Raw genomic sequence first — 13,722 nt, forward strand, 5'->3', positions numbered from 1 at the left:
ATTAAATTAATGGCGATATTAGCATTTCAAAAACCTGATAAAGTCGTAATGTTGGAGGCCAATGACAAGTTCGGCAAGTTCGAATTTCGTCCTCTTGAGCCAGGTTTTGGTGTAACCATTGGTAACGCCTTGCGCCGCATTCTTCTTTCATCGCTCGAGGGTTATGCAATCAACACCATTCGTATTGCTGGTGTTGAGCATGAATTCTCTTCAGTACCTGGTGTAAAGGAAGATGTAACCAACATTATCTTGAATCTGAAGCAAGTAAGATTCAAGCAAGTAGTGGAAGAATTCGAGAACGAAAAAGTCTCTATCACCGTTGAGAATTCTACCGAGTTCAAAGCTGGAGATATAGGTAAGTATCTGACTGGATTTGAAGTGTTAAATCCCGATTTGGTGATTTGTCATTTAGATTCCAAAGCTTCGATGCAGATTGATCTAACAATTAATAAAGGTCGTGGTTACGTTCCCGCAGACGAGAACCGTGAGTATTGTACCGATGTTAATGTAATAGCAATCGATTCAATCTACACCCCAATCCGTAACGTTAAGTATTTTGTTGAACCTTATCGTGTTGAACAGAAGACAGACTACGACAAGCTTGTGCTTGAAGTAACAACGGATGGTTCCATTCACCCGAAAGATGCTTTGAAAGAAGCCGCCAAGATATTGATTTATCACTTCATGCTTTTCTCTGACGAGAAGATTACATTGGAGAATAATGATGTTGAAGGCAACCAGGAGTTTGACGAGGAAGTATTGCACATGCGTCAGTTGCTCAAGACTAAGTTGGTAGATATGAACCTTTCGGTTCGTGCGCTTAACTGTTTGAAAGCAGCCGATGTCGAGACCCTTGGTGATCTTGTACAGTACAACAAGACCGACTTGCTTAAATTCCGTAACTTCGGTAAGAAATCGCTCACTGAGCTTGATGATTTGCTCGAGAGTCTGAATCTGTCGTTTGGAACCGATATTACAAAGTATAAACTGGACCAGGCATAATAAGGCCATTAGTCCTCTAAGAAAAAACGAAAAATGAGACACAATAAGAAATTCAATCATTTGAGCCGTACTGCAGATCATCGCGCAGCTATGCTTGCCAACATGGCTATTTCGCTGATTATGCACAAAAGAATCACTACGACTCTTGCCAAGGCAAAGGCCCTCAAGAAGTATGTTGAGCCCCTGATTACACGCTCAAAGGACGATTCAACCAATTCACGTCGTGTAGTATTTAGCTACCTTCAGAATAAGGAAGCTCTGAAAGAGCTCTTCGGAGTTGTTGCAGAGAAGGTTGGTGACCGTCCCGGTGGTTACACCCGTATCATCAAGCTCGGTACCCGTCAGGGTGACGCTGCTTCTGTAGCTTTCATCGAACTTGTTGACTTTGATGAGAACATGGCCAAGACCGTTAAGTCTGAAGCTAAGAAGACTCGCCGTTCACGCAAGTCAACTGCTGCTAAGACTGAGGCTCCCGCTGAGGCACCTGTTGCAGAAGCTCCCGTAGCTGAAGCACCTGCTGCAGAAGAGGCAAAAGCAGAGTAATCATCGATTAATCTCAAATAGTAGAATCCCGCTTACATAAAGTGAGCGGGATTTTTTTAGATGTTATTTTTGCTTTTATTGCCATTAAGCCAATCAGGTTACAGTGCTTTTATGTATGGTTTATGATCTCTTATATTAAGTTTAATACACTATGTTTAGCGGATTGAAGTCGCTGTCTTTAATTATTGTCGCAGACACCTTATTATATCGGAGAAGTTGCCTTTTGGTATTGGCATATATAGGATCAATGATGTTGCGATGGACTTTAAGCTATGGAACTGTGACTTTGAACCTAAAGTAAGTGCTTTATATATCTCTTGAAGGTACCGTTCAACGATGGTATAAGTGGCATCAAGTAATGAAGAAGTTGTTCTACTGTATATGTAAAACAGTCCTTTTGCAAAGGTGTCATAACGCATATAATTGCGATGACAGCCTTTTATGATAAACGGCATATTGTTTTCAAATGGTTTTATAGCTGCTAAAAAATAAGTTTATAGATAGTATGGGATAACAAGAAACGGAATCGGTATTTGAATGAACATGTTTGAGGTAGAAATCTTATTGTCCTTTCTGTCTTTAGTTGCTGCATTGATGGCATTTGTTCTACATTGATAGAACCAGTCTTAGTTACAATAAGAAGATAACGCAATGCAAAGAATAGCAATGATCGTCATAAGTATGTGTAGATACCGTAGATAATAATAATGATTGTATGATAGAGAATGTAGAAGTGATGGTGATTTTGTTCATCATGGTGATATTAGGCTATGTGCTTTATAAGTTGGGTTACATGGGTGATAAATTCGAACAGAAGTTATCTGCTATTGTAATCGATGTGACGTGCCCTGCGCTTATCTTATCGTCCGTTATGGGTTCAGAAATTCCCGATCGTAGTCTTATTCTTCCTTTGTTGGTTACAGGGTTTCTTACCTATATATTGTTATTGGTCTATGGTTTCTTAGTTCCGCGTTTTATCACGCAAGATCGTGATGCGCGTGGGATGATAGGTTTTGCATTGATGTTTGCCAATGTCGGCTTTATTGGATACCCCATAGTTGCTTCGATATTCGGTGTTAAAGCCGTATTTTACGCAGCCTTATTGAACATGCCCAACACCTTTTTTATCTTTACCGCCGGTGTAATGCTTGTAAAAGGCGAATACAGTATCAAGAGTATCAATCCCAAGTTGCTTTTTTCACCTGCAATGATAGCAGCATTTGTAGCCGCCTTAATGGTTGCATTCGGTATTCATACCCCTGCTATGATAGCTCGTCCCATGACGATGGTAGGTAATATTACAGTTCCAGCCTCATTGATGATCATCGGTTCTTCTATGGCGCGTCTCTCGTTAAGAGAGATAGTAGGCAGCCCGAAGGTATATGTAGCCTCCGTTTTGCGTTTGTCAGTTGTGCCTTTATCCGTTTATTTTCTGTTCAAGATATGTGGTGTAAGCGATGTCATCAACAATATCAATACCGTTGTTATTGCTATGCCCGTAGCATCTTTCGGCACAATGTTCTGCATGAAATACGGTCGCAATCCATCTTTGATGACCGAGATGACCTTCATTACCACTGTAGCCTCCATTCTGAGCATTCCATTAGTAACGCTCTTATTCAAATAAGTGTTATTGATTTAATGTCAGTCGTTATGTGTTTTGAGTCATGCTGACGCGTCATTCATCCGATATATACCTATTCCATTCATCTGATGTATTCCCATCGTAAATGTGATAGCTGTACGAAGTGTGGTAGTCTTTCAATAATCTTGTTGAAAGATGCTTTTTTTGAACTATTAAGCCCATAGAAAACAATTGTTGGGTACGTGCACAGCGTAAATAAGTGTGCAAAATTAACATAATGTAAACATTGACTTTAAAATATTTCGTATTTTTCTTTGAAGTTTCGGGAAAGATGCCTATATTTGCATTGTCTTAATGACACATTGCAACAAAGTTACTAAAATATAAAATCCTTAAAACTATGAATGTAGAGAAAATCATGCAAGACCTGGAACATAAGCACCCAGGTGAAGCCGAGTACTTACAGGCAGTCCGTGAAGTGTTACTCTCTATTGAGGAAGTCTATAACCAGCATCCTGAGTTTGAGCGCGCCAAGTTAATTGAGCGTCTTGTTGAGCCCGAACGTATTATCACTTTCCGTGTTCCTTGGACTGATGATAAGGGTGAGGTGCATGTAAATATCGGCTATCGAGTACAGTACAATAGCGCCATTGGTCCATACAAAGGCGGTTTGCGCTTCCATCCCTCTGTAAACCTCAGTATTTTGAAGTTCTTGGGATTTGAGCAGACATTTAAGAATGCACTGACCACATTGCCTATGGGCGGTGGTAAGGGAGGTTCCGACTTCTCTATCCGTGGTCGCAGTGACAACGAAGTGATGCGTTTCTGCCAAGCATTCATGACCGAACTGTATCGTCATATTGGTCCAGATGAGGACGTTCCCGCTGGTGATATAGGTGTAGGCGCTCGTGAAATTGGTTTCCTGTATGGTCAGTATAAGAAGTTGACCCATCAATTCCAGGGTGTTCTTACCGGTAAGGGCATCGAGTGGGGCGGTTCAAAGATTCGTCCAGAAGCAACAGGCTTTGGTGCATTATACTTCGTCAATCAGATGATGCAGACCCATGGTCTCGACATCAAGGGCAAGACCGTTGCTATTTCAGGCTTCGGCAACGTAGCATGGGGTGCCGCCAAGAAGGCTACCGAACTTGGTGCCAAGGTAATCACTATCAGTGGACCTGACGGCTATATCTACGATCCTGCCGGTTTGGATGCAGAGAAGATTGCTTATATGCTTGAGCTTCGTGCTTCAGGTAACGATATTTGCTCACCTTATGCCGAAGAGTTTGCAGGTTCTGAATTCTACGCAGACAAGAAGCCTTGGGAGCGCGAGGCTGACATTTATCTGCCTTGTGCTACTCAGAACGAACTCAATGGAGCCGATGCCGACCAGATTTTGGCCCACAAGCCACTCTGCGTAGCTGAGGTATCTAACATGGGTTGCACAGCAGAAGCAGCAGAAAAGTTCATTGCTGCCCATCAGCTCTTTGCTCCTGGTAAGGCTGTCAATGCAGGTGGTGTTGCCACTTCTGGTCTTGAAATGACCCAGAACTCTATGCGTTTGGGTTGGAGCGAGGCAGAAGTTGATGAGAAACTCCACTACATCATGTCTAATATCCATGAGCAGTGCGTGAAGTATGGCAAGCAGGCTGATGGCTATATCGACTATGTGAAGGGTGCAAACGTAGCAGGTTTCATGAAGGTAGCCAATGCTATGATGGCTCAGGGTATTGTTTAAAAAACTCTCTTTACTAAGCACTCCGATTACAAGTAGTCGGAACATATCCTTGGGAGGGAAGTCGCAAGACTTTCCTCCTTTCTGTTTTTTCTTGCGTCAAAGCAGCTTTGCAAATCAGCTTTATTGCTTTGCTGAGTGATATTATGACGCGTCCTTCCATGATATGCACAGCAGTTCATTGTGCAAATGCGACATGCGAGCGTGATGTACGGCTGTTGCTTTGGTGTCTGATGTTGTTGATGAAGGGAAATAAATCAGCCTCTGCTCAGAACTTACGCTCTGTGGCAGAGGCCGACTATATGGGTATTATGTGTTAGCGATTGCTTATTTTGCAGTGATGGTAACAACCTGTCCGGGTTGCGTCATGATGTCGTATTCATAGACCGAAGGAATGTTTGCATCTACACCCTCGTCTATGCGTTTAGCCACAATGGGCTTTGCAATGACCGCAGGGGCATAGAGCATGTTTGGACATTGTCCCTTTGCTTTGCGTAGCTTCTTGCCTTTCAACGGCACAGCCGAACGCAGACGGAGCATTCCGCCGATAGTAGAATGGATGGTAGCCTGTGTCAACTGATGGTTGTTCCATGTCATATCCACTTCAAATCCGCCTCGTGCACAAAGTCCGTTGATGCTTCCTTTCGTCCAATCATCGGGTAGGGCAGGCAAGAGATGCACCGCACCATCATGGCTCTGAATAAGCATTTCTGCCACACCAGCCGTTACACCGAAGTTTCCGTCAATTTGGAACGGCGGATGTGCATCGAAGAGGTTAGGGTAGGTGCGACCTTCCGGATACTGTGCCGCCAGTTTATCAGAAGGCAAAAGGTGCAACATATTTCGTATAATACGAAATGCATGATTGCCATCGAGCATACGCGCCCAGAAGTTAACTTTCCATCCCAGGCTCCATCCTGTAGCCATATCGCCACGCTGATGCAGTGTGTTAGCAGCCGCACGGAACAGTTCTGGATGAGAGAAAGGCGATATCTGGTTTGAGGGATAAAGTCCGTAGAGGTGCGAGATATGTCTGTGCTCGTTGTGAGGGTCGTCAGCATCGATGAGCCATTCCTGTAGTTGTGCATATCGTCCGACGTGCATTGGAGGTAGCAAGTCCCTCATTTTCTTCATTTCCTGACGTAGCGGCTCGTCTATTGCGAGCACTTCAGAGGCCTGAATTGCATTCGACAGTGCATCGAAAGCAATCTGATTGTCCATGGTGCAACCAGCCGTTACCGCCGTATGCTTGCCTGTTGGTCCCTGTTCCGGGCTTACCGACGGCACAGCAACACGCCATGTTGTTCCCGGCATGGGTTGCAGATAGTCGAGATAGAACTCCGCTGCGCCCTTAATCACTGGATACCATTGCTTCAAAAAGTCCTTGTTGCCCGTGTAGAGATAGTGTTGCCAGAGATGTGTGGTGAGCCATGCCCCACCGTTGGGAAACATTCCCCATTGTGCTCCGTCTATTGGTCCTGTTATGCGCCAAATATCCGTATTGTGGTGAGCCATCCATCCTCGACATCCATACATCTGTTTTGCCGTTGTCGTGCCCGTGACGCTGAGGTCTTTGATCAGTGAGAACAGTGGTCCCACGGTGCTGCGTAGATTGGTCACCTCCGCCGGCCAGTAGTTCATTTCCGTATTGATATTGATGGTATATTTCGAGTCCCACGGTGCATGGGTATTATCGTTCCATACGCCCTGAAGGTTAGCAGCCTGTCCTCCCTCCTGCGATGATGCGATCAGGAGGTATCTGCCATAGTGGAACATGAGAGCCACCATTGCCATATCCTTGCTTTCTGCAAAGTGAAGCAGTCGTTGATCTGTGGGCAGCAAAGCGTTGCTGTCAGCATCGAGTGTGAGCTCCACGTTGCCAAACTGCCTTTTCCATTCCTTTTCGTGTTGTTCCAAGAGTTGGTTATAGGTGAGTGCTTCTACAGCATTAAGCCATTCGTTATTGCGCTTTGCAGCGTTTCCCGATACATCGTGATAGTTGACGAAATTGGTAGCCGCGCTCAACAGCATGGTTACCTCCGATGCTTTTTCCACGTGTAAAGCATTCGCAGTGTTGCAACTGTCGTTCAAACATTTCTCCACGACCTTTCCATCGGTTCGAATCTCAGCCACACATTCAGCGGTGAGCGCAGCGTCAATGCCTTCCTGCTTGCATCCTTTCACGCTCATTGTAATCTGTTTGCCGTCTGCTTTTGTCGTATAGTCAAACGGTGCATCGAGTGTGGCGGTCATGTTGATAGCTCCTTTCCGATCCGCCGTCAGTCTTACCACGAGCACCTTGCTTGTCATTGAGGCAAACACGGTGCGTGTATAGTTCACGCCGTCAATCTTGAAATGTGTTTCCGCCACTGCACGGTCCAGTTGCAGATTGCGCTGATAGTCGGTAGCCTTACCGTTTCCGTCCATTTTCATCCGCAGATGTCCCATCGGCAGAAATCTCATACCGTGTGGTCCAACGATGAAGTCTTGGTTGATGAGCTTTGCAGCCTCCTCCTCTTTTCCGTTGAAAATGAGGTTGCGCACCTCCGCCAAGCGCCCCAGCGACCTTGTGCTGTTGTTTTGGTGAGGTCCGCCGCTCCAGAACGTCTCTTCGTTGAGTTGTATGGTCTCGTCGGTTGTACCTCCATATACCATAGCGCCCAAGTGTGAATTGCCTACCGGCAATGCTTCAAGCCATTGCGTAGCCGGCCGATCGTACCATAGTTGCATAAGTTCACGGCGGTCGTCGCGTGCTGAAACAGCCACCGCTACGACCGCCATGATAATCAGTGATAATGTTTTCTTCATATTTTTTTAATTCGTAGTATTTCGCATTGTTTCCACCTCATCGCCTTCTGCGCGTGGTGATGGTGAGCGTCTTTCCGCCCTCTTTCACCTCTTGGTCGCCTATTGCTGCGCCCACTCGGATAGTCGCTGTACCGTTTTTCAGTTTTCTATCCGCCAGTATCGTCGCCGTATAGCGTATTCCGGCATTGGGCGAAATGCGCTCCACGTGGAGGTTTGGCGATATGTGGATGTGCTTATTGTTGCTCTCGTCGATGACAAGTGGTTGCACGTCATATACCGTTTCGTTGCTACAGTTCATGATTTCAAACTGTATGGTGCACTCATCTCCGGCACATACCACCTCATCCATTCCCGCATAGCTGATGCGTATTTTTCGTATGTCGAGTGTCGGCTCCGCTTTCGGTTGGTAGCTGTCCGTCTGCTGCATCTCCTTTGGTCCCTGTCCATCGAAGTCGATTACATCGTTGTTGCCTGTTGTATCCACGCTGTATGCGCTGTCGTCGTTAGGTTGCATGGGCTCACACCGTGGGTCGTAAACATCGGCATCGGCCTGTTGCTGCCGTCTGTTCTCCATTTCCTCCTTGTCGTCAGCCGCCTGTCCGACGGCAGCACCGATAGCAGCTCCGCCCGCCATGCCTATCACGGTTCCGATGTCGCTGCCTCTTGGTCCTCCGATAATGCCACCGATGGCAGAACCGAGGATCGTTCCAAACTGTGCTCCCACATAGGTTCCTACCGCAGCGTTATTAGAGCAACTGCTCATCATGATAGTTGCTACTATGATTGCGAAAACTGTCTTTTTCATACTGTTACGTGTTATGATCTATTGTTTTTCGCGGACAAAGTTAACAAATTTCTGTCAGATAGCAAGAAAAAATCCCCATCATTGCATAGGGGAATCCCTAATTCTGTAGCAATGATGGGGTCAGCTGTTACCCTGATGTATTATTTCATGAGGTGCTTAGCAGCGAGTACCAAGAACATATAGTCAGACGATCCGCCTCCCAACACATATTCTGTTTGCTGCCAGAGGTATGGAAATTCCAGCAGTTCGGGGAAGTCTGGGCGTATGATGGCTGTGCCCGAAACCACGCCACCCGGCACGTACGACCAGTCAGCGCGTGTAGTTCCGTAGGCCACGGTAGCCGACTTTGCACCCACACCCGATGCAAACGATGCCGTGTTGGAGCCCGGATGACATCCCAATATAAAGTCGAGTGCACTGTAAACCGGCTGTGGTTCGAACAGTTCGGGATAGTATTTTGTGAGATAGTAGTATTTCACACCGAAACTCTGAATACCCCATCCTGCTCCCCAGATGCTTGGTTCGTAGGGCACCCCGTATGGAGTTTTCGCTGCTTCGTTCTTCATTTGTTCCACACAGGCAGGTAGTGCTTTGCGGAATGTTGCAGCAAAGCGACGTTCCTGCTTGTCGCCTTGTTGTTCCCACTGTCGTGCGAGTCGTGCCAGAATCGGTGCGTTTCTACCGATGTTCTTGATCACTGCCGCCTGATTTCGCAGGATGTAGTTGCGATAAACAGCATCACCAGTGGTCAGATAGAGTTCCACGGCAACGTGCAGTTTAGCCCCAGCCACTGGTTCTTCGCGTGCAAAGAGTGCGCGTGCCATTTCCAGACACTGTGCCGCCAAGGTATCGTTATGCAGTTTCAGCACTCGTGTGGCACCCGCCAGATGTGCAGCTGTAGTCAGGTCGCGCATTGGATTGTCTTCGGTATATACCCATCTGTCGTCGTCGTTGCCTTTGATACCATCGGTCATGGCGGCAGCATCGCCCAGCATGGCATATTGCCTGAGGTCGTGACTGATGATGCCACGGTAGGGGCGGCCCAGTGCGCGATATGCTGCACATACCGACAATGCGCCGTGTTCTATCTGTTGCAGGATGTCGTTCTTACCGTCAGCTTGGTGAATCTCCGTCAGATGCTGCTGTTGATCGATGGTCGTCACATCTATTTCAGGCTTAAACTGCTCGTATATCATCGCCAGATTGTAGGCTTCGCCAATCTGCGACTCGATGCGAAGATCCAGGTCGCCAGCATCGTGCCATCCGCCCACAGCCAGTCCATCCACCTCTTCTTCCTCAGCAAAAGGAGACAGTCCCGGTTTCTGATCATAGCCATCTATACCGTTTTCGTTGCGTGCCATGCGTGCATCGTCCATGTGACATCTGTCGTGCCAAACGCGATATTTCTCGTTGACCCTCATGTGACACATCTGATTAGGCAGGAAATATTCTATCACCGGTTGCCATACACCACGGTCAAACACGGTATCGTCGATTCTAAATACCGACGACTGCACATTGCGATAGCGTATCTTGTAGAGTCCCGGAGTGACAATGTCAGAGAAATCGAGACGTGCATACTGGTAGCGCAGAAAATTTCCCCACTTGTTGAGTGGCATGGTGCGTACCACTTTCTCGCCTTCCGCGCCAATGTATATGAGTTCGGCAGCGCCCTCTGCACCGTCTCGGCTGTCCATTTCCACTACCGCCACCTTCTGTTGGTGAGTGAGATATCCCACCTGTGAGGTTTGTATCACGGGTTGGTAGCGCCATCCTTTCACCACAGTAGGTGTGATAATCCATTTGATAGCCCCTTTGGTTTTGCCCGCAGGAATCTCCGATCGTAACACAAACCAACCGTTGTTATGGTTCATGCGACCGTCGTAGAGCTTCAAATCTGCTGTCATGCTCTCTATCGTCACCTTATTGTAGTTGTCGTCAGGACGCGACACAAAGCGCCTGCCGACGCAGTATGGCTCGGCAATGATGTCGTCGGCAATGATAGGATTGTAGCCCTTATCGGTGCGCGTCAGGCGCTTGAAGTCAATGATCGATTTGCCTTTTTGGTGGAAATCGCCCGTGCGCAGATAGTTGGGTGTGGTTGTAGCGAGCGGAGAGTTCGGTTGCCGTGGGAAAATGCCCGATTGACTGTCCATCAGCCAAGGCTTTCCGAAGAGCGCCCCTGGATAGAATTCAAGGTTGAATCCCACTTTGCCCAACCATTCCTCTGGTATCGGACGATCTAAATCCACGGTTACTTCCACGTGGTTCCCCACAGCCTCAGTTGTTACCGTGTAGCGCAATTGCAGGTCGGGATATATCATCGGGTTGAAGCCCGTGAGGTGTCTTGACGAGTCTGGATAAGCCAGTTCAGCCACGATGGTGTTGCCTTTCGCCTCGCGTCGCAGTTGTTTCGGCACCGGTTGCCATTGTCCTGGAGTAGCTTCCATACGTATATCGCCGTTTGTTGCCACTCTGTTTCCGTTCATCAGGATAGACACTCCGCCTTGATGTCCCTCTGGATAGAAGTCGTAGAATGCCATCACATCGACTCCTTCACACTGGAAGTATCCACCTTCAGTCAGTTTATAATCTTGTGCTTGAATACCAATGGCATATGCCAATGCGACAATCGTCGGTACGAAACTTCCGACATTAGTTTTGAATAGATGCTTAAAATTCTTCATAGTGAGTAGGTTGTTCTATTGTGCTTGAAAGTAGTAGTATTGGACATGATCTGCGCTATTGCGCACCATCTTTAGTTATTTCGTTGCAAAGATACGCTTTTTCTATCAACTCCACAAGTATTTGAGGTTAAGTTACCATTCATTTGAAACATGATAAAAAAGGTTTGAAACAATAGTGCATGTCTCATGCTTTATTTCTTCACACTGTCCTTATGTCATTCATGTATGTTGTATGGTAGAGTGGTTGACGTTGCATACTTTGCCCTGCAATGCCATCTTTCTGTCTTGTCGATATTCTCTTTTTCAGCAAATCAAATTGATTTGCAGACCAAATCAAATTGATTTGCTAACCAAAATAAATTGATTTGCTGACCAAAGTAAATTGATTTGCTGAGTAAACTCATTGAAATTGCAGCGTAAATTGATATTTGCAGCTCACAAATGCTTGATACATAGACAGCTTTCGGATTATGGCAAATCATCGTGAAAAGCATCCTTTTCACAGCGGCGCAATAGTACTTCGCTTGACGCACATCGTGATGTGGCGTAAAACCAAACATGCCCACCTTTGGTGAAAGGTGGGCATGAGTGTAGAGTATGCAGTGGAATTAAAATTCCAGAATCATCGTCTGACGTGGGCGGAGCTTCACATTCTTGTTGAGCGATACATGTCTGCCAGTGGTCACATCGGTGGCTTTGACCGTCTCGCCTATGATTTCAGCATAGCGCTTAACGTCGAGCTCGGCAGCTTCGCGCTTACCGTTGATCACGGTCATCACGCTCTTGCCCTTATACTGACGGGCTACGACATAGACACCCTTGTAGGTGATGAACTGAGTCTGACTGCCTTTGGTAATCACTTCGTTGCCCTTGCGCCAGTGGAGCAAGTTGCTAATCCAGCGGAACATATCGTTTTCCGCCTTTGTTCTACCTTCGGCAGTAAACGCGTTGTGCTTGTCTGAAGTCCATCCGCCAGGAAAATCCTGACGCACATAACCATCGGTAACAGTCTTCGTGCCGTTCATCATCACCTCGGTACCATAGTAAAGTTGCGGTATGCGATTGATGGTAAGCAGCAGCGCCAATGCCTGTTTCAGTGCAACGGAATCTTTTCCCTCGCCCAAGAAACGGTCGGTATCGTGGTTTTCCACAAAAGCCATCACGCTTTTTGGATTTGGATAGAGGTAGTCGTAACACAACACATTATAGATGCGGTTCATGCCGTTCCACCATTCGTCGGTATCTTCGTTCTTCGCCTGATTGATGCGATCGAAGAAAGCAAAGTCCATCACAGTAGGCAGATAACTGTTCTTCTCAGACAACTTGCTATCTTTCTGCCATGCAGCTGTATAGGCAGGCTCGGTAACCCATGTTTCACCCACGGTGTTGAAATTAGGATATTCCTCGCCAAGCACTTTCATCCAGTGTGCCATAGCATCACGGTCAGCATAAGGATAGGTATCCATACGTATGCCATCAATGCCTACGGTCTCTATCCACCACTCGCTGTTTTGGATGAGATAACGTATCACATGGGTGTTGCGCTGGTTGAGGTCGGGCATAGAAGGCACGAACCATCCATCCACAGTCTCGTGCAGATCCACCTTGCTGGCGTATGGGTCGATCACTGGCGTCAGTTTATAACTGGTCTGGAGATACTTGTCGTTCACCTTAGCCACACCATCTATGGTGCCTATGTTCTTCTGATGCTCCGCAGTTTGATTTTCTGGAGCAAGCCATTCCGATGTGTTGAACCAGTCTTTCGATGGCATGTCAGCCACCCAAGGATGGAAATATCCGCAGTGGTTGAATATCATGTCCATCACAATCTTCAGTCCTTTGCTGTGGGCTTCATCTGCCAAACGACGGTAGTCAGCGTTGGTGCCGAAGCGTGGATCTACGCGATAGTAGTCCGTAGTGGCATAGCCATGATAGCTACTGCTCTTTCCGTCGCTGGGACTGTCATTTTCCAAAACCGGTGTAAACCACAGTGCTGTGACACCCAGTTCGGTGAAATAGTCGAGGTGTTGACGGATGCCTTCCAAGTCACCACCGTGGCGCAGACTGGGTGCCTGACGGTCGATGGTCTTATCGCGCATGGTCTTATAGGCATTGTTGTTGGGGTTTCCATTTGCAAAACGGTCGGGCATCAGCATGTACAGTACGTCGGCATTGGTGAATCCCATGCGGCGTTCGCCCGCCATTTCGCGGTTTTTCAACATATATTTCACCTTCTTCTGCTGTTTGCCCACCTTGAAGTTGAGCGTCATCTCTCCAGCCTGTGCATCTTTCAGATTGAGATAAACCAGCAAGTAGTTGGGCGAATCGAGTCGTATCAACGAGTCGATAGCCACACCGGGATAGTCGGTAGTGACGTTAGCCTCGCGGATATTGGGTCCATAGACCATCAGTTGCAGTGTTGCATCCTTCATGCCCACATACCAATCGGTGGGGTCTATGCGGTCTATCTTTACCACAGCCGAAGCGGAAATCATGCTCATAAGCATCAAAAAGGATAAGAAAATTTGTTTTATTTCGATTGTCTCTTAGTTAAATT

9 protein-coding genes are annotated in these 13,722 nt (G+C 46.9%); 5 read left to right on the forward strand and 4 right to left on the reverse strand.

Translation table 11 applies throughout. The annotated features are described in order from the left end of the window. Window positions 1–9: 9 nt before the first annotated feature. The 5 genes from CIK89_RS09760 (at window position 10) to CIK89_RS13600 (ending at window position 5,185) form a co-directional block, all read left to right on the forward strand. Window positions 10–1,002 carry a DNA-directed RNA polymerase subunit alpha gene (locus tag CIK89_RS09760; RefSeq protein ID WP_094391171.1) on the forward strand — a complete coding sequence of 331 codons (993 nt, stop codon included), beginning with the start codon at window positions 10–12 and terminating at the stop codon, window positions 1,000–1,002. A 33-nt stretch (window positions 1,003–1,035) separates the two neighbouring features. Beyond that, window positions 1,036–1,545: a 50S ribosomal protein L17 gene (gene rplQ, locus CIK89_RS09765; protein WP_094391172.1), complete on the forward strand. Its 510-nt coding sequence runs from the start codon at window positions 1,036–1,038 to the stop codon at window positions 1,543–1,545. A 715-nt stretch (window positions 1,546–2,260) separates the two neighbouring features. After that, the gene (locus CIK89_RS09770) at window positions 2,261–3,172 is read left to right on the forward strand and encodes an AEC family transporter (protein WP_094391173.1); all 912 of its coding nucleotides are present in this window, start codon (window positions 2,261–2,263) and stop codon (window positions 3,170–3,172) included. Between the two features lie 358 nt (window positions 3,173–3,530). Then, on the forward strand, window positions 3,531–4,868 hold the full coding sequence (gdhA, locus tag CIK89_RS09775; protein WP_094391174.1) for an NADP-specific glutamate dehydrogenase: 1,338 nt from the start codon (window positions 3,531–3,533) through the stop codon (window positions 4,866–4,868). 143 nt (window positions 4,869–5,011) lie between these two features. Then, window positions 5,012–5,185: a hypothetical protein gene (locus tag CIK89_RS13600; RefSeq protein WP_158215012.1), complete on the forward strand. Its 174-nt coding sequence runs from the start codon at window positions 5,012–5,014 to the stop codon at window positions 5,183–5,185. Window positions 5,186–5,192: 7 nt separating this feature from the next. Here CIK89_RS13600 and CIK89_RS09780 read toward each other — a convergent pair whose 3' ends face one another. The 4 genes from CIK89_RS09780 to CIK89_RS09795 all read right to left on the reverse strand — a co-directional run bounded on the left by CIK89_RS09780 (window position 5,193) and on the right by CIK89_RS09795 (window position 13,666). Continuing rightward, on the reverse strand, window positions 5,193–7,673 hold the full coding sequence (locus CIK89_RS09780) for a glycoside hydrolase N-terminal domain-containing protein (RefSeq protein ID WP_094391175.1): 2,481 nt from the start codon (window positions 7,671–7,673) through the stop codon (window positions 5,193–5,195). A 37-nt stretch (window positions 7,674–7,710) separates the two neighbouring features. Beyond that, on the reverse strand, window positions 7,711–8,478 hold the full coding sequence (locus tag CIK89_RS09785; RefSeq protein WP_094391176.1) for a hypothetical protein: 768 nt from the start codon (window positions 8,476–8,478) through the stop codon (window positions 7,711–7,713). A 140-nt stretch (window positions 8,479–8,618) separates the two neighbouring features. After that, complete coding sequence (locus tag CIK89_RS09790) at window positions 8,619–11,165, reverse strand: glycoside hydrolase family 9 protein (RefSeq protein ID WP_094391177.1); 2,547 nt, start codon at window positions 11,163–11,165, stop codon at window positions 8,619–8,621. 608 nt (window positions 11,166–11,773) lie between these two features. Beyond that, window positions 11,774–13,666, reverse strand: a complete 1,893-nt coding sequence (locus CIK89_RS09795) for a glycoside hydrolase family 13 protein (protein ID WP_371593411.1) — start codon at window positions 13,664–13,666, stop codon at window positions 11,774–11,776. Window positions 13,667–13,722 lie beyond the last annotated feature (56 nt).

Source organism: Prevotella sp. P4-119, assembly GCF_002251345.1.
In the GTDB taxonomy this organism is placed as follows: domain Bacteria; phylum Bacteroidota; class Bacteroidia; order Bacteroidales; family Bacteroidaceae; genus Prevotella.